Source organism: Burkholderia sp. WSM2232 (genome assembly GCF_000472545.1).
GTDB lineage: Bacteria > Pseudomonadota > Gammaproteobacteria > Burkholderiales > Burkholderiaceae > Paraburkholderia.
Genome location: NZ_AWZV01000010.1, coordinates 220,154 through 245,543, shown reverse-complemented (window position 1 = coordinate 245,543; position 25,390 = coordinate 220,154). Strand labels below are relative to the sequence as shown.

At 65.2% G+C, this 25,390-nt stretch carries 24 protein-coding genes and 1 tRNA gene; 10 read left to right on the top strand and 15 right to left on the bottom strand.

From position 1 onward, the window contains the following. Positions 1-254: 254 nt before the first annotated feature. The gene (locus tag F757_RS0111210) at positions 255-521 is read right to left on the bottom strand and encodes a hypothetical protein (RefSeq protein ID WP_027211469.1); all 267 of its coding nucleotides are present in this window, start codon (positions 519-521) and stop codon (positions 255-257) included. 226 nt (positions 522-747) lie between these two features. On the opposite strand from F757_RS0111210, the gene F757_RS0111205 reads away from it, so the two are divergent. Both F757_RS0111205 and F757_RS0111200 read left to right on the top strand, forming a co-directional pair. After that, positions 748-939, top strand: a complete 192-nt coding sequence (locus F757_RS0111205; protein WP_027211468.1) for a hypothetical protein — start codon at positions 748-750, stop codon at positions 937-939. Positions 940-984: 45 nt separating this feature from the next. Continuing rightward, complete coding sequence (locus F757_RS0111200; protein WP_027211467.1) at positions 985-1,353, top strand: hypothetical protein; 369 nt, start codon at positions 985-987, stop codon at positions 1,351-1,353. Between the two features lie 80 nt (positions 1,354-1,433). Here the strand turns inward: F757_RS0111200 and F757_RS0111195 are convergent, their stop codons facing one another. Then, a complete protein-coding gene (locus F757_RS0111195; protein WP_027211466.1) occupies positions 1,434-1,772 on the bottom strand; it encodes a DMT family transporter in 339 nt (112 codons plus the stop codon). Positions 1,773-1,776: 4 nt separating this feature from the next. Next, positions 1,777-2,274 carry a heme-degrading domain-containing protein gene (locus F757_RS0111190; protein ID WP_027211465.1) on the bottom strand — a complete coding sequence of 166 codons (498 nt, stop codon included), beginning with the start codon at positions 2,272-2,274 and terminating at the stop codon, positions 1,777-1,779. Positions 2,275-2,589: 315 nt separating this feature from the next. On the opposite strand from F757_RS0111190, the gene F757_RS0111185 reads away from it, so the two are divergent. The 7 genes from F757_RS0111185 to F757_RS0111155 all read left to right on the top strand — a co-directional run bounded on the left by F757_RS0111185 (position 2,590) and on the right by F757_RS0111155 (position 8,305). Further along, positions 2,590-2,666, top strand: a tRNA-Met gene (locus tag F757_RS0111185). A 383-nt stretch (positions 2,667-3,049) separates the two neighbouring features. Next, complete coding sequence (locus tag F757_RS0111180; RefSeq protein WP_013339039.1) at positions 3,050-3,595, top strand: NUDIX hydrolase; 546 nt, start codon at positions 3,050-3,052, stop codon at positions 3,593-3,595. A gap of 9 nt (positions 3,596-3,604) precedes the next feature. Next, positions 3,605-4,342: a leucyl/phenylalanyl-tRNA--protein transferase gene (aat, locus tag F757_RS0111175; RefSeq protein WP_027211464.1), complete on the top strand. Its 738-nt coding sequence runs from the start codon at positions 3,605-3,607 to the stop codon at positions 4,340-4,342. A gap of 108 nt (positions 4,343-4,450) precedes the next feature. Beyond that, positions 4,451-5,275 carry an arginyltransferase gene (locus tag F757_RS0111170; protein WP_027211463.1) on the top strand — a complete coding sequence of 275 codons (825 nt, stop codon included), beginning with the start codon at positions 4,451-4,453 and terminating at the stop codon, positions 5,273-5,275. A 94-nt stretch (positions 5,276-5,369) separates the two neighbouring features. Beyond that, the gene (locus F757_RS0111165) at positions 5,370-6,392 is read left to right on the top strand and encodes a quinone-dependent dihydroorotate dehydrogenase (RefSeq protein ID WP_027211462.1); all 1,023 of its coding nucleotides are present in this window, start codon (positions 5,370-5,372) and stop codon (positions 6,390-6,392) included. A 346-nt stretch (positions 6,393-6,738) separates the two neighbouring features. Then, positions 6,739-7,533 carry a cystine ABC transporter substrate-binding protein gene (locus tag F757_RS0111160; RefSeq protein ID WP_027211461.1) on the top strand — a complete coding sequence of 265 codons (795 nt, stop codon included), beginning with the start codon at positions 6,739-6,741 and terminating at the stop codon, positions 7,531-7,533. 112 nt (positions 7,534-7,645) lie between these two features. Further along, the gene (locus tag F757_RS0111155; RefSeq protein ID WP_027211460.1) at positions 7,646-8,305 is read left to right on the top strand and encodes an amino acid ABC transporter permease; all 660 of its coding nucleotides are present in this window, start codon (positions 7,646-7,648) and stop codon (positions 8,303-8,305) included. Positions 8,306-8,481: 176 nt separating this feature from the next. Here the strand turns inward: F757_RS0111155 and F757_RS0111150 are convergent, their stop codons facing one another. The 6 genes from F757_RS0111150 to F757_RS0111125 form a co-directional block, all read right to left on the bottom strand. Beyond that, the gene (locus F757_RS0111150; protein ID WP_027211459.1) at positions 8,482-9,456 is read right to left on the bottom strand and encodes a Gfo/Idh/MocA family protein; all 975 of its coding nucleotides are present in this window, start codon (positions 9,454-9,456) and stop codon (positions 8,482-8,484) included. Positions 9,457-9,904: 448 nt separating this feature from the next. After that, complete coding sequence (locus F757_RS0111145) at positions 9,905-10,633, bottom strand: FadR/GntR family transcriptional regulator (RefSeq protein WP_027211458.1); 729 nt, start codon at positions 10,631-10,633, stop codon at positions 9,905-9,907. Positions 10,634-10,927: 294 nt separating this feature from the next. After that, positions 10,928-11,521 (bottom strand): flavin reductase family protein, encoded by a 594-nt coding sequence (locus F757_RS0111140; RefSeq protein ID WP_027211457.1) that lies wholly within the window; start codon positions 11,519-11,521, stop codon positions 10,928-10,930. Next, a complete protein-coding gene (locus F757_RS0111135; RefSeq protein ID WP_027211456.1) occupies positions 11,496-12,365 on the bottom strand; it encodes a class I SAM-dependent methyltransferase in 870 nt (289 codons plus the stop codon). The genes F757_RS0111140 and F757_RS0111135 overlap by 26 nt, the downstream gene beginning before the upstream one ends. Positions 12,366-12,494: 129 nt before the next feature. Then, complete coding sequence (locus F757_RS0111130) at positions 12,495-14,393, bottom strand: alpha/beta fold hydrolase (protein ID WP_027211455.1); 1,899 nt, start codon at positions 14,391-14,393, stop codon at positions 12,495-12,497. A 132-nt stretch (positions 14,394-14,525) separates the two neighbouring features. Beyond that, complete coding sequence (locus F757_RS0111125) at positions 14,526-15,491, bottom strand: glycosyltransferase family 2 protein (RefSeq protein WP_027211454.1); 966 nt, start codon at positions 15,489-15,491, stop codon at positions 14,526-14,528. A gap of 236 nt (positions 15,492-15,727) precedes the next feature. Between F757_RS0111125 and F757_RS0111120 the strand changes: the two genes are divergently transcribed. Continuing rightward, a complete protein-coding gene (locus F757_RS0111120; protein WP_027211453.1) occupies positions 15,728-17,185 on the top strand; it encodes an oligosaccharide flippase family protein in 1,458 nt (485 codons plus the stop codon). A 79-nt stretch (positions 17,186-17,264) separates the two neighbouring features. Here F757_RS0111120 and F757_RS0111115 read toward each other — a convergent pair whose 3' ends face one another. The 6 genes from F757_RS0111115 to F757_RS0111090 are packed head-to-tail and all read right to left on the bottom strand — an operon-like array spanning position 17,265 to position 25,279. Then, complete coding sequence (locus F757_RS0111115; RefSeq protein ID WP_027211452.1) at positions 17,265-18,419, bottom strand: glycosyltransferase family 4 protein; 1,155 nt, start codon at positions 18,417-18,419, stop codon at positions 17,265-17,267. Next, positions 18,416-20,836, bottom strand: coding sequence for a hypothetical protein (locus tag F757_RS0111110; protein WP_035466686.1), 2,421 nt, complete (start codon positions 20,834-20,836; stop codon positions 18,416-18,418). Before F757_RS0111110 ends, F757_RS0111115 begins: the two co-directional genes overlap by 4 nt. Positions 20,837-20,849: 13 nt before the next feature. Then, positions 20,850-22,007 (bottom strand): glycosyltransferase family 4 protein, encoded by a 1,158-nt coding sequence (locus F757_RS0111105; protein WP_027211450.1) that lies wholly within the window; start codon positions 22,005-22,007, stop codon positions 20,850-20,852. Beyond that, positions 22,004-23,182 carry a glycosyltransferase family 4 protein gene (locus tag F757_RS0111100; protein WP_027211449.1) on the bottom strand — a complete coding sequence of 393 codons (1,179 nt, stop codon included), beginning with the start codon at positions 23,180-23,182 and terminating at the stop codon, positions 22,004-22,006. Before F757_RS0111100 ends, F757_RS0111105 begins: the two co-directional genes overlap by 4 nt. A 25-nt stretch (positions 23,183-23,207) precedes the next feature. Next, positions 23,208-24,740, bottom strand: a complete 1,533-nt coding sequence (locus tag F757_RS0111095; RefSeq protein WP_027211448.1) for an O-antigen ligase family protein — start codon at positions 24,738-24,740, stop codon at positions 23,208-23,210. Then, positions 24,740-25,279, bottom strand: coding sequence for a GNAT family N-acetyltransferase (locus F757_RS0111090; protein WP_027211447.1), 540 nt, complete (start codon positions 25,277-25,279; stop codon positions 24,740-24,742). The genes F757_RS0111095 and F757_RS0111090 overlap by 1 nt, the downstream gene beginning before the upstream one ends. Positions 25,280-25,390: the final 111 nt, after the last annotated feature.

Sequence of the window (25,390 nt, the reverse complement as noted above, 5' to 3'; positions counted from 1 at the left end):
TTGCCCTTGCCCTTGCCCTTGCCCTTGCCCTTGCCCTTGCCCTTGCCCTTGCCCTTGCCCTTGCCCTTGCCCTTGCCCTTGCCCTTGCCCTTGCCTCTGCGCTTGCGTCCGCCACTGCGGCGGGCCTTCTTGTGCCGGCTCTCGCGCCTGCCCCTCCCGCTGCCCTTGTGCCAGCGCCCGCGCCTGCTCCCGCGCCAGCCCCCGCATCCGCTTCTCCGCTTCCGCGCCTGCGCCTGCCCGTGCGTCGCGTGCCGTCAAGAGCGGCTTCCCAGCAGACGGTCGACGTAATCGCGCGCGGCCTGTTCGACAAACGCGAGCGCCTCCTCCTCGTTGCTGAAGCGCTGCTCTGCCCCGAGGTCGAGCAAGGTTTCCATCCGGTGTGGATCGTCGGGGCCGAGCTCGGCGAGACTCACGGAACCGACGTAATTGCCAGGCGCGCCGTGCGCGTCACTTGCCGGTACGAGGCGCGCTGCGGCGCTGATGTAATAGCCGCGATAAGGGCCGCTGACCCGCTCAGCCATGATCGTTCTCCTCGTTGCAATGGTTCAGGTAAGGCGCACGACAAGGCAATTAGTTCTGTGCGTCTGCACTTGACCCGCGCCTGTCGTGCACTTGCCCGGCTTTTCCCACGGTCTTGCCGCGCCTTTCACCTCGCCCGCACTTCTGCGTTCAGCGTCGGTCGAACAGGTTCGTCCGGCATACTCCGTGCTCCCGCACTGGCGCCGTTCCATGTCCAGCGAGCGCAATATGGGAAAATATTTTCTGCATGACCACGAACTGCCCGAGCCCGATGCGGCCAACCGATGGTTCGAGTACGCCGAAAGTCACGGCATCGACATTGCCAAAGCCATCAGCATCTGGGAAGACGCGGCCACCGAAAGCGGCACGGAAAGCCGCCGGGCGGTCAGCGCGGCAGGCATCACTATCGAAACACCTTGAGCTTGCGCGCGGCGCAAGCGCCGATCATCAAAGGAAACAAACACGATGCATTTCATGACGCAATTGCTGCGCACCAGCCATGGTCACCGTGGCTTCGCGCGGACGCTGCTGCGCCACACGCCGCTGTGGGCCGCGCTCCTCGTGGGTGCGGGCGTCGCCGGCTGCGCGTCGTCCAACACCACGTCGTTGATCAATCTGCCTAACGGCCAGACAGGCTTTGCGGTGAACTGCAGCGGAGCCGGCGCCGATTCGAGCTGGGCCTCGTGCTATGTGCAGGCGGGCAAGGCGTGCGGCGCGACGGGCTACGACATCGTGTCGAAAGACAATGACGAGGGCGGCACCGCCGGCGGCAGCGTGACGAACGTCGTGTCGGCCAACGTAAAGAACCGCTCGATGATCGTGCGTTGCAAGTAAGCGCAGTTAAAGCGCTGAGCGCGGGCCACGCCGTGCAGCCTTGATAACCCGCGCCTCGCGGAACGCGCCTCGTGCGCGTTCTAATGCGCCTGCATCTTCGAAAAGACGTTCAGCACGGTGACGCCAGCGATGATCAGGCCGAGGCCGACGACGGCCGGCACGTCGGGCACCTGCCCGTACAGCAGCAACGCGACCAGCGTGATCAGCACGATGCCGGCGCCCGACCACACCGCGTACACGATGCCGACCGGAAGAGTCCGCAAGGTCAGCGACAGGCAGTAAAAGGCGACGGCGTAGCCGAACACCACCACCGCCGAAGGCACGAGCCGCGAGAAACCGTCCGACGCCCGCATCGCCGAAGTCGCAATCACTTCGGCCACAATCGCAACGCCAAGCAATGCATAAGGCGGCACCCGCATGGGCTCAGGCCTTTGCAAGCGCAAGCTTGCTGTAGTCGTGACCGAGGTGCGCGCACAAGGCCTCCACCACGAACTCATGATCGGCGCGCTGCGGCAGGCCGGACACCGTGATGGAGCCGATCACGCCCGCGCCGGTCACCGTCAATGGAAACGCGCCGCCGTGCGACGCATACTCGGTGGCGGGCAGACCGTGCTTGTCGGCGAGCGTGCTGCCGGACTGCTGCATCTTCAGGCCGATCGCGTAAGAACTGCGCCGGAAATGCGCGACCGTGTTGCCCTTGCGGCGCGCCCAATCGACGTTGTCCGGCGTTGCGCCAGCGAGCAGACTGAAGAACAGAGGTTGACCGAAGGTACGCACGTCGATAGCGGCCGCGATGCCGCGCGCCTTCGCGACCTCATGCAGATAGGCGCCGATTTGCCAGGCGCGGTCGGCATCGAATTGAGGGAACACAAGCGCATGTTCCTGAGCGGCAATGACCTGCAGATCGTGAGCGATATCCATGAAATTCCGGGGGCGAGTGAAAGTGCGGGCGCGTCGACGTCATGCATCGCGGCCGGCAGTTGGCCTGCGGTGAGTTGGGCGTTTCGCGGTGAAGCTGCGCAACTCGCGGGACAGAGCATGACGGCGCGCCGGGAGATTCCGATTCTAACGCAGCGCGTTTCGCGGGCCTTGCGTGATGCGACGCCGGCCGCGCATCGCGCGACCTTGCCGCAAATGGAGTGCCTTACGGCGCGCCAACAAGCAAGCGACGAGGCAAATTCTCAGACGGCTATTGCATCGGCGCCTTCGTTGTTCTATAATCTTTTCTTCGACGGACGCGGGGTGGAGCAGTCTGGCAGCTCGTCGGGCTCATAACCCGAAGGTCGTAGGTTCAAATCCTACCCCCGCAACCATAACCAGTACGTGACTTATCGGCATTTTCAGCAGATAACTCAACCGTCAACTGGTCCCAATGTGGAAACAGCATGCAAGGCTTGCCAAACTGGTAAGCCTTTTTTGTTTGTGCGTCCGTTATGAGTCGGCTTTGTCTGCCCGAGGCGCCGTCCGCTTCTTTGCGCCACACTTCCGTCCGCACTGTTCCTGTTGCCCCGGCGTCGCCATCGTCACAGCCCGGCCCTCACCGCGTCGCCAATCCGCGGAGCGCGACGACGCCCTATCGCACTTCCTCCCGCCGATCGACGCCCGCCAACCTCACCCAGCGCCCGCCTTCCCACACGCCACGAAAACCACGCCGCCCCAGTGATAAACTCCTAGCACTCTTTCTCGTCCCCTTCCTATGAAATTCTGTTCTGTCTGCGGCCACGGCGTCAGCCTGAGCATTCCGCCGGGCGACAACCGCGAGCGCTTCGTATGCGGCAGTTGCGGCACGGTGCACTATCAGAATCCGCGCAACGTGGTCGGCACCGTTCCGGTCTGGGACGACAAGGTGCTGCTGTGCCGCCGCGCAATCGAACCGCGCTATGGCTACTGGACGCTGCCCGCGGGCTTCATGGAAATGGGCGAAACCACCGCCGAGGCCGCGTCGCGCGAAACGCTCGAGGAAGCGGGCGCGCGCGTCGAGGTGCAAAGCCTCTTCTCGCTGCTGAACGTGCCGCACGTGCACCAGGTGCATCTCTTCTACATGGCGCGCCTGCTCGATCTGGACATTGCCGCGGGCGAGGAAAGTCTCGAAGTGAAGCTCTTCGAGGAACGCGACATTCCGTGGGACGAGATTGCGTTTCCCACCGTCGGGCAAACGCTGCGTTTCTTTTTCGCCGACCGCGCGGCCGGCAGTTTCGGTCTGCACACCGGCGACATCTTCCGCTCGCTGCGCGAAGGCTGAGCGCCCTGCATGGTTCCCTGGCTCGGACCCGACGATCCGTTTCCTCCCGTCGAGCGCGCGCTCGGCGCGGCAAGCGGCGCTCCCGGACTGCTCGCCGCGAGCGGCGACCTGCTGCCGTCACGGCTCATAGACGCCTATCGGCACGGCATTTTTCCCTGGTACTCGGACGGCCAGCCCGTGCTGTGGTGGAGCCCCGATCCGCGCATGATCCTGCGTCCCGCGGAGTTCAAGGTCTCGCCGTCGCTGCGCAAGACGCTCAAGCGCGTGTTGCGCGAAGACGCGTGGGAGATCCGTGTCGATCAGGATTTTCCCGCCGTGATGCGCGCCTGCGCAGAGGCGCCGCGGCGCGGCCAACGCGGCACGTGGATCACCGCCGACGTGGTCGACGCGTACACGTCGCTGCATCGCATGGGCGATGCGCACAGCATCGAAACATGGTTCGAGGGCGAACGCGTGGGCGGCTTGTATGGCGTCTCGTTCGGCAAGATGTTCTTCGGCGAATCCATGTTCGCGAACGTGACGGATGCCTCCAAAATGGCGCTGGCCGCGCTTGTCGGGCACTTGCGCCGTCATGAAATAGAAATGATAGACTGCCAGCAGAACACGTCGCATCTGGCGTCGCTCGGCGGTCGCGAGATAGCGCGCAAGACGTTCATCGCGCATGTTCGCGCGTCGGTCGACGCACCGCGCATTCCATGGCGCTTCGACAAGACCGTGTTGCTCGATGTGCTCGCGCAAGCGGCGTAGGAAGAATCAGGCCGAATCCGGATCCGTTCATCGCCACGCGCGGATCGACGAGCTAGCCGCAACGCGCACCGGGTTTGCATTACCAGAGACGCTTTGAGAGCTGCCAACGTGACTCATCCCAACGAGCTGCCTCTTTCTCCACTTTCGGCGCTGCAATTTTATGCAACGGCGCCCTACCCCTGCAGTTATCTGGACGGGCGCATCGCGCGTTCGCAGGTCGCCACGCCCAGTCACCTGATCAACTCGGACGTCTATACGGATCTCGTCAAGGCCGGCTTCCGGCGTTCCGGCGTGTTCACCTACCGGCCGTATTGCGACGGCTGCCGTGCCTGTGTGCCGGTGCGCGTGCCGGTGGACCGCTTTGAACCCAACCGCACCCAGCGTCGCGTGTGGAAAAAACACGGCGACATGATCGCAACGGTCGCGCCGCTTCACTACGACGAAGAGCACTACGCGCTCTACATGCGCTATCAGTCCGCGCGGCATGCGGGCGGCGGCATGGACCGCGACAGCCGCGATCAATACGAGCAGTTCCTGCTGCAAAGCCGGATCAATTCGCGGCTGGTCGAATTCCGCGAGCCGCTGCCGGAGCGTCCCGATTCTCCCGGCGTGCTGCGCATGATCAGCATGATCGACATACTCGGCGATGGGCTTTCGTCCGTGTACACCTTCTTCGAGCCGGGGCTGCCCCATACGAGCTTCGGCACCTACAACATCTACTGGCAGATCGAGCAGGCAAGGAGCCTGAAGCTGCCGTACGTGTATCTCGGCTACTGGATCCGCGAAAGTCCGAAGATGGCCTACAAGGCCAATTTCCGGCCGCTCGAAGGCCTGATCGACGCCGCGTGGCGCGTGCTCGACCCCACCGGCGTCGACCTCGCGCTTCATGGCGCGGGTTCGCAGGGCAAGCGCGGCGGGCCGCTGCGACCTTGAGCGCCTACCACGTCGCTCTTCTGCCCCATCTCATTGAAAGCGCAAAGCCGGTAAAATAGCGGGTTCCCATTTTTCGGCCGCCCGGCTTCGTCCCGTGTTCAGTTCCCTCTACCCGCTCATACGCGCCCAACTCTTTCGCATGGACGCGGAAGACGCTCATCACCTTACCTTGCGCGCGCTCGGCGCCGCCGGGCGCACCGGCCTCGCGGGCACGCTCGCCGCGCGGGTGCCGGACGCCCCCCGCACGGTCATGGGGCTGGCCTTCCGCAATCCGGTGGGGCTCGCCGCGGGCCTCGACAAGGACGGCGCAGCAATCGACGGCCTTGCCGCGCTCGGCTTCGGCTTTATCGAAGTGGGCACGGTCACGCCGCGCGCGCAGCCGGGCAACCCGCGTCCCCGCATGTTCCGGCTGCCGCAGGCGCAAGCCGTGATCAACCGCATGGGTTTCAACAATGCGGGCGTCGACCAGTTCGTGAAGAACGTGCAGGCCGCGCGCTATCGCGGCATTCTCGGCCTGAACATCGGCAAGAACGCCGACACGCCGATCGAGCGGGCCGCCGACGACTACCTCTACTGCCTCGAACGGGTCTATCCGTTCGCGAGCTACGTGACGGTCAACATCTCGTCGCCGAATACGAAAAACCTGCGCCAGTTGCAAGGCGCCGACGAACTCGACGCACTGCTCGCGGCCCTCAAGGACAAGCAGCAGCGCCTCGCCGACATGCACGGCAAGCTCGTGCCGCTCGCGTTGAAGATCGCCCCCGACCTCGACGACGAGCAGATCAAGTCGATCGCCGACACGCTGCTGCGTCACCGCTTCGAAGGCGTGATCGCGACCAACACCACGCTCTCGCGCACCGCCGTCGCGGGCATGCAATACGGCGACGAAGCCGGCGGCCTGTCGGGCAAGCCGGTGTTCGACGCGTCGAACGAAGTGATCCGCAAGCTGCGCGCGGAAGTCGGCGAGACGGTGCCCATTATCGGCGTGGGCGGCATCTTTTCCGGTGACGACGCGCGCGCCAAGCTCGCCGCGGGCGCTTCGCTCGTGCAGCTTTATACCGGCTTCATCTACCGCGGACCGGCGCTTATCGGCGAATGCGTTCAGGCGCTGCGCTAGCCGGGCGCCGGGCCGCATGGCGCGCGCACGCGGCGCTCGGGCGGGCTGGCCGCAGAGCGCGCGAGGTGGGGGCTAGGTGCGAACCGCATGCAGGCTCGGTACGGGCTTCGTGACGACCGCGTGCGGCCACGTGCGACTTCAGAGCAAGACAGGTGCGAGCCGCATGCTGGCCTGACTCCGTACTCACGATGGCCTCATGCTGATCTCGCTCCGGCCTTATGCCGCTCACGACCAGCAACGTGCCGCCCTCGTCATACAGACATGAGCAATCGGTATTTAGCGTCGGACAGTCTGCTTTGTTAAGCTTTCGTCCGCTATAACGCACGCCAACAAAAAAAGGACCACGATGCAACTTCGCTTGTTGAAAAAACTTTTCGCCGCCGCTCTGATCGGCGCTTCGTTCACCGCGGTCGCGGCTCACGCCGAAGACCTGCTGGACCAGGTCAAGCAGCGCGGCACACTGCGCGTCGGCCTGGAAGGCACCTTTCCTCCGTTCAACTCCAAAGCGCCGTCGGGCGAACTGGTCGGCTACGACGTGGACATCGCCAAGGCGGTCGCCGCCAGGCTCGGCGTGAAGCCCGAATTCATCACGACCGAATGGAGCGGCATCATCGCCGGCCTGCAGGCCGGCAAGTTCGACGTGATCGTCAACCAGGTGGGCATAACGGACGCGCGCAAGCAGGCGCTCGACTTTTCGCCGGCCTACACGTATTCCGCTGCGCAGCTGATCCAGCGTAAGGACGACACGCGCCAGTTCAAGTCGCTCGACGATCTGAAGGGCAAGAAGCTCGGCGTCGGCCTCGGCACCAACTACATGGACATGGCGAAGTCCGTGCCGGGCATCGACGTGAAGACCTATCCGGGCGCACCCGAATATCTGCGCGATCTGGCGGCCGGCCGTCTCGACGCGGCGCTCAACGACCGCCTGATGCTCGCCTATCTGCTGAAGAACTCGCAGTTGCCGCTGCGCACCGGCGCGAACGTCGGTGCGGGCAACCCGTCGGGCATTCCGTTCAAAAAGAACAACCCGAAATTCGCCAAGGCAATCGACGACGCGATGACGCAGCTCGAAGCCGACGGCACGTTCGCGAAGATTTCCGACAAGTGGTTCGGCATAGACGTGAGCAAGCCGCTCAAATAAGCGGCTCACGGTGCAACGAAGGGCGGCATGCCTCAAACGCCGCCCTTCGCACTGCTGCAGCACGCGCTCTCACTGACACAGTGCGCCTTGCGCGCCAACCCGAGCACCGCTCATGTCCACCACTTCCCTGCTCGTCGAATCGCTGCCCGTGCTCGCGCAGGGCGCCGTCCTGACGGTCAAGTTCGCCGTTCTGTCGATGTTCTTCGGCCTGATCGCGGGCGCCGTGCTCGCGCTGATGGGCGTCAGCCACAGCCGCACCCTGAACCGGCTCGCGCGCATCTACGTGAGCGTGATGCGCGGCACGCCGCTGCTCGTGCAGATCTTCGTGATCTACTACGGGCTGCCGAGCTTCGGCATTTCGCTGGAGCCGACGCCAGCCGGCGTGATCGCGTTGTCGGCGAACGTGGCTGCGTATCTGTCGGAGAGCATGCGCGGCGCGATTCTCGGCATACACCAGGGACAATGGCTCGCCGCCTACAGCCTCGGACTTTCGCGGCGCCAGACGCTGCGTTACGTAATCGCGCCGCAGGCGCTGCGCATCGCCGTGCCGAGCCTGTCGAACAGCCTCATCAGCCTCATCAAGGACACGTCACTCGTGTCGGTCATTACCGTGACGGAACTGCTGCGCAGCGCGCAGGAGATCATCGCGTCGACGTATCAGCCGTTGCCTCTTTATCTGGCAGCCGCGGCCGTCTACTGGGTGCTTTGCCAGATACTCGAGATGCTGCAACGCTGGTACGAACGGCGCCTCGCGTTGCCCTCGCGGCACTGAACACGCGGGCGGCAGAGCCGGCTCGGCCGCACAGGTAAAACGCTAGCCATGCCACGCGCGCCGCGCAACCGCTTACCCGCTCGCCACTGAACGCGGCGCGGCTCACGCTCATTGAACGCGGCGGCGCTCAATCTGATCGAACGCGGCCGCGCTCATTCGCCCGCTCATTCGCCCGCTCATTCGCCCGAGAACCTAAGCCCTAGCGCCGCGCGCGCAGCGTCGGCCATCGCGATCATCTGCAACGACTTGCTGTGCGGCATCAGTGGGCTTTCGAGTTGTCCAGCGCGAATCAGCTCGCAGAAATGCGCGGTCTCGTAGTTCAGGCCACCTCCTTCGAACGGCGCGTCCAACTCCGCCACGCGGCCGTCCGCATAACGGATGGTCGCGCGCGACGGGTTCCACCAGGGCTCGTGAATCGTCACATGGCCGCCTTTTGCCATCAGCAGCGCGTCGCCCTTGCCGTGCAGGTCCAGGCCGCAGAAGAGCTGCGCGATGCCGCGCTCGTGCCGGCTATTGAGGCTTGCAAACGTATCGACGCCAGTCGGCCCGAGACGTCCCAGCGTTTGCACGTCGAGCGGTGCGCCGAGCCAGTCCACGGCGAGAAACATTTCGTAGATGCCGATATCGAGCAACGCACCGCCCGCATGCTCGAACGACAGCGACGGGTGGTCGTCGGGGACGCCGGGAACCGAGCAACCGGCCCGCACCAGCCCCATTTCGCCGATCGGATGGGCATCTAGATGCGCGCGCAACTTTCTGTACAACGGATAGAACGGCGGCTTCATCGCCTCCATGAAGAGCCGCTGCGCGCCGCGCGCGGCGTCGAGCACGCGCTCGAGTTGCTGCCTGTTGATGGTCGCCGGCTTTTCGCATAGCACGTGCAGGCCGGCTTGCAGACCGGCAACCGCGTAATCGGCGTGGCTGTCCTGCACGGTGGCGATGTATAGCGCGTCGATGCCGCTTTCCAGCAGCGCGTCGAAGCTCTCGGCACGCTGCGCGCCGAACTCGTCGGCAAACGCCTGGGTGGGCTCGGGCCGCCGCGACCATAGCGCGGCGAGCCGCGCGTCGGGCACATAGGCGAGGCCCTGCGCGAAGCGGCGCGCAATGCGACCGGCGCCGACAATGCCCCAGCGGATCGGGCCTTCGGGCACGGCTTGCTGGGTGGACGATGTGGCGGCGGGTGTGGTGGCTGATGAGCTTGCCGGTGCGGCCGCTGTGGCCGGTGTGGCAGTTGCGCCGGTGGTCTCTCCGGCAGTTGCGCCGGCGATCCGTTCGGCGGTTGTGCCGGCTGTTGCGCTAGAAGTTGTGCTGGCAGTCGGGTTGGCGGTTGTCACGATCACACGGCGTCCATGCGGTTAACGAAAGCCGCCATTGTCGCGCATGTGAGGGTCATGCGGGCCGCGTGCACCGTTCGCGCCGAGCGCGTCGCGTGTAGCGGCAATTGCGCCGTTCGCGTCAACGCGCCGCGTGACGTGTCAGACTACCGCGACACTACAGCGACACAGCCGCACAACCCGCACGCTGAAACAGGAACACGCGGCGGCGCAAAGCCGCCGCGCCGCTGCGCCCCTTGGCTCCCCGCAGCAGCTGAGCTACACCTCAGCTGCGCGCGGGCGGAATCGGCGGCGCGCCGGCGAAGGTGCCGGCGATCTCTTCTGTCGTAGAGTCGATCATCGCCATCGAAGCGAGTTCGGCTTCTTTCGGGTCGCGCCGTTCGATTGCCTCGACCACGCGCCGATGTGAGTTCACCGCCGATTCCCACATGCCCTCGCGCGCACTGGCGATCGGATTGCCCGTCGACAGCGCGCCGCGAATGATCGCCGCCATCTGCTTGAAAAACTGGTTGCCGCTCGCGACGACGATGCGCGTATGGAACAGTTCGTCGGCCTCCTGATAGCCTGGCTCCTCCGGACGGATCACGCGGAACGCCTCGAACGCATCGCGCACGGCCGCAATGTCGGCCGCGCTGCCGCGCAAAGCGGCCTGTGCCGACGCACGCGGTTCGATCAGAATGCGAAACTCGATCACGTCGCGCAGGAACAGCGGATCGGGCTTGGCGCGAAAACGCCAGTTCACGACGTCCTCGTCGATCATGCGCCAGTCGCTCATGGGCCGGATGCGGGTGCCGATCTTGGGGCGCACGTCGAGCATGTCGCGCGCGAGCAGCATCGAAAGCGCCTCGCGCATGACGGTGCGGCTCACGTCGAACTCTTTCGACAGCACGTCCTGCGGCGGCAATATCGCGCCGTATTTCTCCTCGACGATCCCTGTGACGAGCCCGTCCATCACTTTGCTCACCAGCGATCGATCCTTGTTTGCCTGTTCCATGACCCTCTCCCCGAAGCGGTGTTCGCCCCCGCGTAGCCTGTTGATAAACCGCCGTTTTGTGTGTTTTATCTTCTCGTAGTGCTCATTCACGATACGTTGCTAGCTTCAAAAGCGTTGCGCCAGTTGGGACACTTCCTGACAGGGTTATCCCTCTGAAGAATTGTTTCGTTCGTGTAACGTGTCGAGTCTTCACGGGCCATAAGCTTGCGTCTCAAGCATGCCTTTCGCGCTGACTTTGCATCGTGCGAAGACGCACGTAGCAAGTGAAATTGTCTGAACGGAACATGGGGCCGGTTAATCATTTCGTGCCGCAAGAGCCGGGCCTGCACTTGGGGACGCAGCACCGCGCGCTGCCTCGAGCGACGCATAGTGCCCGCCGAAGAACACTAGCGGCGGGTGCTCGTCGAGCGAGAACACCAGTACCTCGCCGACGAACAACGTGTGGTCGCCGCAAGGATGCCGATCCACCACACGGGCGGCGAAACGCGCGGCCGCATGTTCGAGCAGCACCACGTCCGCGAGTCCGTCGACAGGCGCGAAATGCGCTGTGAAGAGCGGCGCGAAGTTCGACGCGAGCCCGCTCTGCGACTCGCCCGCAAAGTGGCGGCTGTACGCTTCCTGCGCGTCCGACAGGACGCTAACGCCGAAGAGCGCGCTCGCCATCAGCCGCTCGTGCATGCGCGCGCGCTGCCCGACCGACACGACGATGAGCGGCGGCCTGAGCGAGCCCGACATGAACGCGTTGGCGGTCATCGCATGCAGGCGCTCGCCGCTGCCCGTCGAGAGCACGACCACGCCGGTCGCGAACCGGCCGAGCGCATGGCGAAAGCGCCGCTCGTCGAAGCCCGCTGCATTGGGCTCGTCAATCCGCCGTGCCTGAGCGTGCATGGCCGCTCTCCTCGTCAAAACGACACGCGGCAAGCGGCTTGTGCGCGATGAAGTGGAACCACCACGCGTCGCTCTCGCGGATGTCGTCGGCAATACGGTTGCCCGTGCAACTATCGAACACCGCATCGCATTGCAGCCCGACCTGCGCCAGTTGCCGGCGCTGTTCGCCAAGCGTCGTGTAGACAATCACAATGCCGAAGTTGTGAGCCGCCGCTGTCTTGACCGCGTAGCCGCCGTAGTCGCGGTTGAGCTTGACGTTGCGCACGTAATTCAGCGCGCCGAGCTGAAAGCGGCGCATTGAACGCAGCGTGCGCCAGCCGAGCTTGAGCGGATTGAACGTGAACTGCGGCAACAATTGCCAGATGTTCTCCCGATAGCCGGGGCCGCCGCGGTTGTGCGACGAGAAAAACACATAGCCGCCCGGGCGCACCACGCGATACATCTCCTCGAGAATCTTCACGCGGTCGCCGTAGTCGACGCAGTCAATGCCGTTCCAGCTGAACGCGGCGAGCCCGTAGTGATCGGAGGGCAGCTCCGACATGTCGCGCGCATCCATATGCCGCAAGTCGCGGCCCGGATAGCGCGATTTCGCCAACTGCAGCAGCTTCGGCGTGTAGTCCACGCCGGTGTAGTCGTTCGAGATGGCGAGCATGAGCGCAACCGTGCGGCCCGTGCCTATGCCGATATCGAGCAGCGGCGCTTGCGAACAGCGCGGCGCGAGCCACTCGAAAGCGGCCTCTTCCCCTGCATCGGAGAACGTCTTGTCCGCCGTGAAAACGCGCGCCGCGTCGCGCGAATTCCACGCCACGCGATTAATGCGGTCAAGCTCAGATTGACTGTTCACAGCACGCCTCCGACGCAAAGAAAGCGCGCCGCGCATGGACGACGATCGGCTCGCTGGCGGCGCGCTGGCAGGCGGAGCGCAACGGCACGCAGATTCGCGCGATGCGTAATATGCCGGGCCGCGAAGTCATCACCCTTCACCAGATAAATGAAACGCGCGCGCGTGCCTCGCCAACCACTGCGCGGCACGCGCCCGGCGGCCGCCCCGGTCTTGCGCTGCTGGGCCGCCCGCATCGCCTGCCGCAGCGCCGAGCCGTCCGCCGAACTGACTGCGATAGAAGCCCTCGACATACGACATCACGTTTTCCTGCGCGCCGGCGGACAGAATCGCATGATCGGTGTGCTTGCGAAACGCGACGCGCACGCAGCGCAAACGTCGCAAGCGAGCGCCACGGACTCCGAAATATTTTTCGAGCTCCTCGACGCCGTCGTCGAGCACGCCGTACAGCAGGCGTGTCTGCACGCCGCGCGCATCGAGCGCGGCGAACGGGCGCCGCTCTTCGCTCGCGCCCAGCTCGAGTCCGCTGATGCGCTCGATGCGATCGGCAAGCGTTGCGCTCATACGCAACGCAAAACGGGCCGCCAGTTCCCGTGCGACTGGCCAGCCGCCCGTCTGCCCTTTCACTACGCGTAGCCATTTGCGCGGCTCGCAGATGGAGCGCAGATAGCTGCGGGTCGAACCGATCGCCGCCACGCGCACGGTCGGCTTGCCCTGTTCGTCGCAGATATTGCGCCACGTGAATTTCTGCAGGTTGACGAGCACCGCACCGGTCACCGCGGATTCGCGCGACGCCGCGTACAGACCGACGTAAGCGCCCGCGCAGATGCCGAGCAGCACCACACCCGCATGGCCGCGCGCCGCGAGCCAGCGGGCCGCGCACGCGGCGTCGTCGGCGCCGTCCTGAGCGTAGAGCGCATCAAGCGTGACTGCGTCGAGCGAAGGCTGGCTGTCGCCCAATCCGCGGAGATCGACGCGCAAGGAGGCCACGCCTTGCCGCGCGAGGCGCCGCGCGAAGCGCACGCCAAGCCGAGCGTTGCCGATTCTCGATACGGCACCCGTGTTGACCATCAGCACCGCGGGCGCAAGCGCGCCGCTTGCCGCCTCGCCCTGTGCACGAGGCGCGCAGTAGATGCCGAACATCCTGCCGCCGTCGAGCCACACTGGCGTTTCGGTCACGCCTGCTTCGACGTTATGGGTGAGCGGTTCGTCAGAGTTAGTGACGGCGGCGGTGCAATGCAGCGCAAGCGCCGCAACATCGTCGGATCGCGCTGCAAGCCAGTTCACGACCAAGTCGAACGCCGCGCGCGGAATCTCGCTGTCGAGCGATTCCATCATGAACTTGCTGTACTCGTCGAAGCCGCGGCGCTCTGTTTCGATGCCCTGCTCGCGATAATGCGCCGCAAGCGCATCGACGCGTGACGTGTCGAGCGAATCGAGTATCAGCACGCGCTTCGCGGGCGCGGGTGCATCGCGGCGCAGATCGACGGCGCGTAGACTGTCGAGCGTGTCGCGATAGAGGCGAAAGCCGTATGCCTCGACGAATTCGCCGGTGTCTGGCTCGGGCAGGCAATCCATCGCGGCGGGCATGGAAAGCCACTGACGGTACCCCGCGCGCAGCTCACGCTGGTAGTTCTTGCCCGATAGCACGGGCGAGAGCAACACGAGTCCGTCCACATCGGCCAATTCCTGAGCCGCGAGCGCAGCAAGCGTGGCGCCGAGCCGCAGACCGCACAAGCTCACGCGCTCGACGCCTGTTGACTGCCGCAGCAGCGCCACGGCCTGCCTGATGCTGTCGATCCATGCGCGCCAGCGGCCCGGCTCGCTCGCGTCGCCCGCCGAGTCGCCGGTGCCAGGATAGTCGAAGCGCAGTACCGCAATGCCGCGTTCAGCGAGGCTCTCGGCGAGCCGCCGCATGCCGCGATAGGTGCAAAGCGCGTCGTAGCCGAACGCATGGCACAGCACCACGCCATGCGGCCCGGCTGCCGGATGCAACCAGCCGAACTGGCCATCGAAGACTACTGGCCTCACGCTACGCTCCTCACAAGTCTTCTTTGGGGCATTAGAGCAAAGCGCGCCCCTCGCCTCTGTACGCCCTGCCACATTGTCTTCGGCTCCTGCGCGCGCATCCGCCGCGCGCAGCGCTGCCCGGCGGCGCCGCGCTCAGCCGCCAGGCGGAGTGCGCGGTGCAAGCGTCGAGCGTGTGGCAAGCAATACGTGATAAAGAAAGCGCGCGCGCAGCCGGTCGCGCAACGAGTAATGCCTCGACAACAGCACGCTCCACGCGGCGCGCGCCTCCCCAGCGCGCGCATAGGCAGATGCGGCGCGCGGCGCGACGCGGCGCAGCGCATCGTCGCGCGCAGCCCCCGCGGCGGCCGGCACGTCGCTCGCGCACAGTTGGGCGAACGCGTGCATCGCCGGCAACGCATGCGTCGAAATCGACAAGGCGGTTTCGCGCGAAACCGAAACGAACTCGTCGACGAAGCACACGCCCGCCGCCGCCACGCACAGCCGCAGGCCGAAATCGAAGTCGCACGCCTCGCCCACTTGCGCGGCGAGCCGATAACCGATGCGTCGCGCCGCCAGCGTATCCACGAGGTAGCCGTTGTTCGGGAACATCTGATCGATGCCCGCGAGTGCGGGCACCGCAAGCCTTCCCGCGCGCTCTGGCACGCGGCGGTAGTCGTGATTGAGCCGGGCGGTGGCGTCCGCCCGCGGCGTGCCGTCGTCGGCGATCACGCGCTGCTTGCCGAATGCGGCGGTCAGGTCCGGATGAACCTGCCAGCAGGCAGCGAGCGTGGCGAGCGCATGCGGCTCCAGCAGATCGTCGTCGTGCAGCAGCACGAGCCGCGCGCCGCGCGCACGCGCAAACAGCCGGTTGACGTTGCTCGCCTGGCCGAGCCGGGGCAGATTGCGCTCGTAGCGAACCGGGTGTTTCGCACCCACGCGACAGCGTTTGACGACCTGCTCGGTGCGCTCGTCGCTCGAATCGTCGCCGATCACGATTTCGAGCTCACCGTAAGTCTGCACCTCGCAGCTGCGCATCGCCTCTTCGATCAGATGCGGCCGGTTACAGGTTGGAATGCAGATCGAAATGAGCTGCGCGTTCAGTCCGTTCGATTCAGTCACGCTGTCCTCGCGATGCGCGTTGCGCGGCCGCCATGCGGTCGAGGTTCATTTAACCGCGGCGGATAACGCCTATCTGTACGGCCACCCACACAGGCGAACGGCGCATGCGCGCACTATCGAGTGCCTGCGACGAGCGCCCGCCAGCGCGGCGGGCACGCTCGTGGGTGCGGCCGCGCACCGACAGCGCCCTGCACGAACCACACCATTGCACGACACTCCCGCCGGACAGCGCCACCATGGAAAGAAGTATCGTCAGGAACATCGTCATCAACTTTGCGGGAGCGATTGCACCGACCTTCATTTCCCTCGTCACCGTGCCGGCCTATATTCATCTGATGGGTGTCGAGCGCTATGGCGTGATCAATCTGGTCTGGACGCTGATCGGCTACTTCAGCGTGCTCGATCTCGGTACGAGCCTCGCCACCGAGAACCAGATCTCGCGTGCCCGCGCCGCCGACGACGACTCGCTCGAACGCATTTTCTGGAGCGCGTGGTTCATGAATCTCGGCACCGGTATAGCCGGCGGGCTCATCATTTATGCGGGCACCGTCGTCTATATCACGCACGGTGTGAAGATCGAGCCCGAGTTCCAGCGCGAGGTGATGGCGAGCCTGCCGTGGATCGCGGTGGCCGTGCCCATTGCCAACGTGTCGTGGGTTTTTGCGGGCGCCATCAACGGAGTAGAACGCTTTGCGAGCTTCAATATCAATCAGACGCTCGGCACGGCACTTTTCCAGTTGTTGCCTCTCGCCGCCATTTTCTGCTTCTCGCCCTCGCTCGCCGTGGTCATTCCGGCCGCCGTGCTCGCGCGGCTTCTCGCCGGCCTGATGCTCGGCGCGGCGGCATTTCGCGCAATCGGCATTCGCCGCGTGCGCATGCCGCAATGGCGCATGATGATCGAACTGTTCCGTTACGGCCGCTGGCTGCTGCTCTTTTCCGGCGCCGGCATGATTGCGTCGACACTCGACCGCGTGCTGGTCGGGGCGCTGCTCGGCGCGCGCTTCGTGACTTACTATGCGACGCCGCAGAATCTCATTACGCGCCTGAACCTGCTGCCTGTCGCGATGGTGCGCACGCTGTTCCCGCGTCTTTCCGCGGTATCGCGCGCGGACGCAGACGCGATTGCGCGCAGCGCGCTCGCCTTCCTGAACGGCGCCTTCACGCCGTGTCTGATCGTCGCGATGTTTGCGCTAAAGCCCTTTCTGCTGCTGTGGCTCGGGCCGACCGTGGCGGCCGCGGCGCCCGTTGCGTGCGTGCTGATACTCGCCGTCTGGCTGGGCGGGCAGGCGGGCATTCTCGGCATTCTGATCCAGGCGCAGACGAGGCCCGCGTCGATTGCCGTGGTGAGCTGGGTGCAGTTGCCGGTATTTGCGGGCGCGCTGTGGTGCGGCATTCACTGGTTCGGCATCATGGGCGCCGCGGTCGTGGTTGTGCTGAAGGGCCTGTTCGACTACGGCATGCTGCTTTACTTTGCGCGGCTGCATGTCGGGTCTATTGTGCGCAACATGCTCGTGCACCTCGGCTTCCTGCTGGTCGCGCTCGCGCTTGCCGAATCGGTGAACACGCTCACCTCGCAGATTACCGCCGCCCTGGTGCTGGCCTGTGCGAATCTCGGGCTCTCGCTGCATGGCTCCAGCGAGTTGCGCGGTATCGTCTACAAGCTGTGGGCGCGGGTCACTTTGTCGACCGGTTGAGGTTCGCGGGAAAACTCACGGCGCAATGCCTTGGCATCCGAATCATCCATCTCGGTTCGGCGTCCGCTGCGAACACCCGTCACGACGTTGCCGAATGGCTCGCCGTGTCGACCAGGCCCGCATGCGCGGCACCCGCATCGCGCGCGGCAATGCTGGCAAACCGGCGCGGCTGGCAACTCGCCAGCGCACGCTCATAGATCGCAATGTAGCCGTCGCTCACGCGTTGCACGCTGAATTTCTGTAGGTCTTCCAACGCGCGCGCGGCCAGCGTTGTGCGCGCGTTGCGATCACTCAGAAGCTGTTCGAGCGCTCGTGCAAGACTCGCCGGATCATGCGGCGGCACCAGCACACCGGCCGCACCGCCATCGAGCATCTCCGGAATGCCGCCCACGCGCGTCGCCACAATCGCGCAGCCCTGCTCGCGCGCTTCACACAGAACGAGACCCGCCGGCTCATTATGCGAAGCCAGAACGAACACATCGGCTTGCTGCAAATAAGCGCGCGGATCCGCGATAAAACCCACGAAGCGCGCCTCGCGTGCTATGCCCAGTTGTGCCGCGAGCTGTTCCATTGCCGCGCGGTCCGGGCCTTCGCCGACGAGGTACAGCACCGCGTCAGGCACACGTTCGCGCAATGAGGCGAACGCATGCAGCAGATCGCGTATGCCCTTGCGTTCGTACATACCGGCAAGCGTCACAATGCTCGGACGGACGAGCGTGACCGGAGCGGGCGTGCTCGAGTGCGCAAACCGGGGCGTGCCGAGCGCGCCGTTGCGCACGACGCACAGGCGCGCCTTCGGTATGCCGCGCCGCTCCATCGCCTCGCAGACTGCCTCGCTTACCGCGACCACGCGGTCGCCGACGCGCATCATCGTCGCGCTTTTCTGGAACTCGTTGTGCACGGTGGTGACGAGCACGAAGCGCCGCCGCGGCACGCCAAAGCGGGCGATCAACGCGCCGGTCATCATGTGGGCATGAACGACATCCGGATCGATTCGCCTGATCAGCCGGTTGAAGCCCACGATCATCGCCGGCACGCGCGCGGGACGCGGCGATTGCGGCAACAGCACATGGCGCACGCCATGCCGCGCGAGCAGATCCTCGAAACCGCCGCCGCCCGACGCAACCGTCACGTCGTGTCCCGCGCGCGCCTGCAGGCAAGCCAGATCGACCATCACATTGACGATGCCGTTGCCGACATTCAGCGCATGGTTGGCAAGATGGACGATTTTCATGGTTGACCTGCAACGTCGGTGGAATTGCGACGGACGGCCGCGACGGCGGTCGAAGGCGGTGTGAATCGGTACATCAGCGCTTTGCCGCGCGCGTCTTCCTCGACGAACACGAGGTATTCGCCCGACGCAAGACGCTGCGCGGTGACGGGCATCGGCACGTCGGCCCAACCGCTCGTCGAGCCGACTTCCCTGCCCGGTGTCAGCCGTCCGATATCCCGTCCGCTCGCGCGGTCGTACACCCGCACCGCGGCGCTGCGCGTTTCCACCGCAAAGATGTAGTCGCCGGCCACCGCAAAGCCGTTGATCGAAAGCCACTCGGGCGGCCCCTGGTCCGGCAGATCGATTACGTAGCGCAGCACCGGCTGGCCGGTTTTCCAGTGGTCGTAGCGTGCAAGTTGCGATCCCGCACTATTCCAGTTGTCCTGATTGAATGGCCGTGCGCGTGTCGAGCCGGATACGAACAACGTATCGTCGTCGGGAAAATAGTTGAGCCGCGCAATGCGGTAGAACGGCGCGGGAACCGGATACTGCCGCATCGCGGCGTAGCGGTAGACCGGGTTGCCGACGCGGTCGAAGCCCTGCAATGGAAAGGACCGGATGCCCGCCGCCTCGGTGCCCTGCCAGATATCGCCGCGGCTATCCACCCACCACGCCCGCAACGTGGGCGCATCCGTGGACGTGCTGTTCTGATCGAACGAGGCCGGCGAGAAGTCACCCGCGCCTGTCAGGTCGCGCCAGATCCATTCGCCGCGCGCGGGTTGATTGCGCGGCCAGGCTCGGTCGATATGCGCTTGGGAGAACAGGCCCGAGGCGATCGCCGTCTCCCGGTCGTCGGCGAAACGGTAGATGCGCAGGTAGGAGGAGTACATGTCCGTGGTGTACAACAGCCGGTGCCCGTCGATGTCGCGCACCATCGGCATGCCGCGCTGGCCGCCCAGATACAGATGAAAGTATGGGTCGTATGGATAGCGAAACCGGTCGGCGGTATAGCCCGCATAGGACCACTCTTCTCCGGGCGCTCGCGAAAGATCCAGCGTAAAGCGCTTGCTGCCGCTATACACAGAGGGCGGATTACCGTCGACGAACTGCACACCGTCGACGAACAGCAGCCCCTGCAAGCTGAAGCGCTGCCGCCCATCGGGCATGTAGCTTTCGAGCAGCGCCCCGTCGTAGGTGCTCGCGCCGGTGCCGAAAGGTCGTGGGCCCGCGCCGTTCATCGACACATACACGTTGCCCGCGCGATCCACGCCCACGCCCGTCAAACCGTTAAAGCGTCGCGGCCCCGGTGTGCCCGCGCGCCCAGAGTAGATGCCGCCTTCCTGCCCGAAGCTCGCCGTCCATTTCATTGCCGTTGCCTGCTGCGAATTGCCGCCGGACGTGCCCGTATCCGCGGAAAAAATCAGGATCTGCTGGCGCGCGCCGTTGTCCGCGACGAACAGACGCCCTCGCGCATCCACAGCGAGGTCCACCGGCACGACGCCCTGCGGCAACTGCAGCTCGCCGATCACGGTCCCATTGCGCGCATGGTGCACCACGCGCTCCGCACCGTCTGTGCGGCTGTTCTCAATGATCCATAGTGAACCGTCGGGCGCAAGCGCGAGCCGCCCCGGCTCGCGCGCGGAAAATGCGCCGATGCCCTGCATGGTCTGGGCGTCGACGATTTGCACGCGATTGTCGAGCGCGTTCGAGACGAAGAGCCGCGTATCGTCCGCCGCCAAGCCGCGAATCGCATAATCGCTTTTCGCGGAGTAGCTCGAAACAAGCAGGAAAGCGAGCCGGCTGCCGGCGGGGAATTTCACCTGCCCGGCGAAGGGCACGCCGTCGCGAATGTCGGCGCGGCTGCGGCGCGACACGCCGGTCCACACCTCGCCCTCGCGCGGCGACGGCCTGTGCTTCGCGGTCTCGTTGCCGAGGCTCACCATGGTTTGCGCGACAAACACGTACTCGTCGTTGACGGCAATCGCGTCGCCGCCCATCATGCCCCAGCCATGCGTTTCGCCGCCGTGGCGCAGCAGCTCGCCGTTGCGATACTGGCCGAGCTCGCCGCCGCTTTCGTCCCACGGCGCATTGGTGAAGACGTCGCCTTGCGGCGTGACCGCGATCGCCTGCACATCGATCTGCATCCAGCGCCCGTCGCCGTAACCCCACGTATTGCCGATCCACGATGTCCGATAGGATAGCGAAGCAAATGCGCCGGCGGCCTGCGCCTCGGCAGCGGGATTGCTTGCGGCCGCCTGCGCCAGTTGCGGGGACGACGCTTCGCTCGCCGGCTGGCTGGGCGGACCGGCACTACCGGCTGCGCGATGGCCGTACGCGCTGTACTCAGACTCGCCTGCCGCGAGCAGCACAACCAACGGCAAGGCGAGAGCACAGCCGCATACGAGCCGTTCGAACGTTTTGCGCGTGACGCGTCGCATGATCACGGGCGCGTCAGAATACGTCGATCGCTTCGCGGTAAATGCGCGCAACCTGCGCGGCTACCACCGGCTGGTCGAAGTTCCTGCGCGCATAGTTCCGGCATGCCGTTGCGTCCGGCAACCTGCGCCGGCCTAGCAACGCGTCGGCCATGCCTTCGCCTATCGCACGAAAACCGCCCGAAGGCAGCACCAGATCACTGGAGAGCGGTGCCACGGCTTCGGGCAAACCGCCGACCGGCGTCACCAGAACCGGCGTTCCGGCGGCAAGCGATTCGATGGTAGTGAGACCAAAGCCTTCGAGCGACACGGTCGGCACGACCGAAAGATCAGCCGCGCGATACCACAGCGGCACGGTGTCATCCGGCACGAAGCCGGCGAGCCGGACGTTGCCCTCAAGGCCGCGCGCGACGATACGGGCCTGCAATTGCGCGGCGAGCGGTCCTTTACCCGCGATCACCAGCAACACGTCGGGCACCAGCGGCTTGACGATCGCCATGGCGTCGATCAGATCTTCGAGTCCCATGCGCGAGACGAGGCGGCGAATGCAGAATATCAACGGCCGGTCCTCGACAAGACCAAGTAGCCGGCGCGCCTCGGCTCGGGTCGCACGGCTGTCGAAATGCGCGACGTCGACACAGCCTGGCACGATGCGGATGCTCTCCTCCGCCACGCCGTAGGTTTCGTGAAGCAGACGGGCGAACGCATGGGACAGCACGATATGACGCGTCGCGCCGCGATAGACGAAGCGCTCGAGAGCCATGCGCAGCGCACGCGAAAGTCCGCCCCCGCCTCCCGGATACGATTCCGCCGCCCAGGGCCCGTGAAAATGCACCACCTTCGGCACGCCGCGAAACACGCCGGCGGTCGGCGCCGCGTACAGCGCGAAGTGCGCCGCAACCACATCCGGCATGCGCGCAGCACGCAGCACGCGCGAATACCTGCGCGAACCGAGAAGCCGCGCGCCGAGCTGCATGTCAGCGCCCGCGAACGATTGCACGCGGCCACCCGACGCCCTCAGCACACTCGCGCTGCCTGCCACCATGCCGCGCACGTTCACACCCTGCGCCGGCAGCGTATCGACGAGCGCCTTGAACATGCGGTCGAGGCCGCCCGGCCGCTCGTTGAACCAGTGCATGCCGATTTGCAACGAATCGATTGAAGTCGCGCTCATAGTTTTACCGGCTCGGTTGCGCATGCGGGCGGCAGCGTCCGTTCGAGATGACCTGCGTGCACCTGCTCATAGACCGTCAGATAGCGCTCGGCCATCGCCTGCCAGCTGAGGCCCCGCGCCACCTCGCGCGCACGTTGGCCGAGGCGTCGTGCGTAATCCGGATCGCCCGCCACCCGCATGATCGCGGCAGCAAGCGCGACGGCGTCGTCGGGATCATCGAGCACGATGCCGCTGTCGTGCCCAATGACCTCGGCGCCGCCCGCCGTGCGCACGGTAATCACGGGCAAGCCAACAGAAAGTGCCTCCAGCAGCACGAGCCCCATTGGTTCGTAGCGCGAAGGAAAAACGAAGGCGTCCACCGAGCGCATCAACGCGGGCATGTCCATCACCATATCCGTGAAATGCACGCGTCCCGCGAGGCCAAGCTTCTCGACAAGCGCAGGATAGGGACTGTTATGCAGAATGCCCGCCACCGCGAGATGCACCTGGGCGGACGTATGCACGAGCGCGTGCAGAACGGTGTCGAGATTCTTGCGCGACATGCGCAGGTCGCCCGCGAAAAGCAGCATGAACGGCGCCTGCGGCAAGCCAAAGCGCGCGCGCTCGGCGCCGCCAGGGCCAAACTCGTCGGGATCCACGCCGTTGTGAATGACCTGCACTCGCGCGGCGCCGACATTAAGTGCGTGCACCTCTCGCGCCACTTTCTGCGAGACCGGCACGATCACTTCGCTGTGACGAAACGACCATTTCTCGCAAGCGATGTTCAGCCGCGTGTAAAGGACCTGATAGGCGTGATAAAAGCTTCGCAGAAAGCGAAACGGATAGAAGCCGCAGCGATACCAGCCGTCGTGTACGAAGTGAACTGCGTTGACGTCCGCGCGGGCCCATGCAATGAAGCCGTTCACATGCACCACGTCGAATTCGTTGCGATGCGCGCGAATCCACGCGCTGCAGCGCAGTGCGAACATCTGGTACTGCACGAGCCTGGTCGGCAAACGGCTGCGCGCCACGCGCACCAACCGCACACGCGGATGTTCGACGAGTTCCGGCGCCGCTTCGGCGGCAAGCAGCGTGACCGAATGGCCCGCCGCCAGCGCCGCCAGCACGATTTCGTAGTTCACGCGTCCTTGCCCGTCGTTCTTACGCACGACATGGGTGACGATGAGAATCCGCATCCTGGTGTCCTTCGTCTGTAATGCGTCAGGCCGGCGAGAAAGCCGCACCGCCCAGGGCACGGCGTCTGCGCGCGTAACGCAGCGAAATCACGGGCAACGTCACGCCGAGAAAGAAGAACATGCCGGAGACCGACGTGAGCGTGTTGACGAAGACCATCATCGAAAAGATAGCGACGGCCACGCCGACGCTGGAAGTGGCGAGCAGATCCTTGGGATGCAGCCGGCTCGCGCGATACGCTCGCCACAAGAGCATCAGCACGCCGGTGGTGTACAACACAGTGCCGGGCCAGCCCATCACGAAGGGCACTTCCATCAGGCCGCTGTCGAAGTCGACCCTCGCGGCCGCGGCTTTGTCGTCGGACAGCTTGGTGCCGAGACCCGTGGAGCCGAGACCCTGGCCCGCAATATCGGTGAGCGCCGAAGCAAGGAACGTCTTATAGAACTCCGCGCGGGCCTGATAGCTGTTGTCCTCGCCAATGTCCTGGATCGTGCTGAAGCGCCGCATCACCGGTTCGGCCACCTGGTCGATGATCATGAGCGGCGCAGCCATCATGGCGAGGCCCAGCACCGCGGCCAGCAGACGCATGCGGCTCTTGCCGTCGAGCATGGCGAATGAATAGATCAGCGCAATGACAAAGCCGCCCCACGTGCTGCGCACGCTCGTCAGCAGCAGCGCCGGAATGCCGACACAGCCCAGCACGATGCGCGACTTGCCACGCGCCGCGAGCGACATCTGCAGAATGGTCATGAGCGTGACCGCGAATGGGCCGCATGAATTCATCGTGCTGCTGACACGCATGCCGAACGGCACAGGCTGCCCTTCGGAGGCCATCTTCGACGAGATCAGCCAGAAAGCGTCCCACGGCATCGGCGAGACGAATTCCAGCAGGCCATACAAACTCATCAGCAGTCCGCCATAAACGAATGTCTTGAGCAGCACGCGGTGATAGTCCGGATAATGGCGCCACGTCACGGTCATATAGAAGGCGACCATCACCGGGTAAAGCCAGTTGATCAACGTGAAGGTAGCGGCAGCCGGCCCGGCCTGCAGAAAGCCCACCGCGTACGCGTACAGCAGCGCGATCACGATCAGCAGAAGCGGCGCCGCGCGCCGCTGGCCGAACGCACCCACCTGCTTGACGAGCGTGAAGCCCATTAGCGCAACCGCAGCGAGCGGCGCGATCATGATCGGGCTTTGTGGATTGAACGCACCGCTCACGAAGTCCGCAAGACGCCTGACCTCCGGCGTCAGAAAGAACAGCCAGCAGACGAACCCGAGGTAATGCGCAGGCGAGCGCCGATACAGCAGCAGCGCAACCGCGAAGGCGCCAGCCGGAAAGAACAGCTCGACCACTCTGCCCTGATGCAGCACGATCAGAGCGAGCGTCGCGCCGAACAGCAACAGCGGCAAACGCAGCGGATGGCGCACACGTGTCGAACGGCGGCGTATGGGCGTGACCGTTCGCGCGGCGCCCGGGGACGCCGCGCCGTGCCTGCCGTCAGCCGTCGAGCGCAGCGCGAGGCGTGCGCTCGACGGCGTGATCAGCACCGGCTCCATCAAAGCATCTCGAACGTATTGACGAGCGCGGCGCGATCGCGCTCGCGTTCGCGGCGCCGCCAGGCGGTGAGCGGCGGCGAGCCGCGCACCTGCCGCGTGAGGCCGATAAACGGCACGCCATGTTCGAGGTACGGACCTTCCGTCTTACGAAAGCCGAACTGCTCATAGAACTCGCGCAAGCCCACCGGTGCGCTCACACGAGCCGCGTGTCCCGGCCAACGCTCGGCAATGGCCTGCAATACGCGCTCCACCAGCATTTCCGCCGTGCCGTCGCCACGCCGCAACGGACTTGTCAGCACCTTGTCGATCACGATCTCGGGATCTTCGGCATCGCCGGGCTGTACGCGAGCGTACGCAAGAATCGGCATGGGCCGCGCCATGTCCTCTACCGCGAACACGTGCAGCGAAGCTTCGTCGCGACCGTCCGCATCGAGGCACACATGCGACTGCTCGACCACGAAGACGGCGCTGCGCGCCCGCAAGATCAGATATAGCTCGCGCGCCGAAAGCTGCTCGAATTCCAGCGTTTTCCAGTTCATTACGTTCCCCAGCGGATTCTCTTATGTTCGACGCGACCGGCGCACGGCGCCGCCCTCGTGTGCCCGCTCGACCTGCAGGCCCGTTTCGATGGCTACACGTTAAGGCCGCGA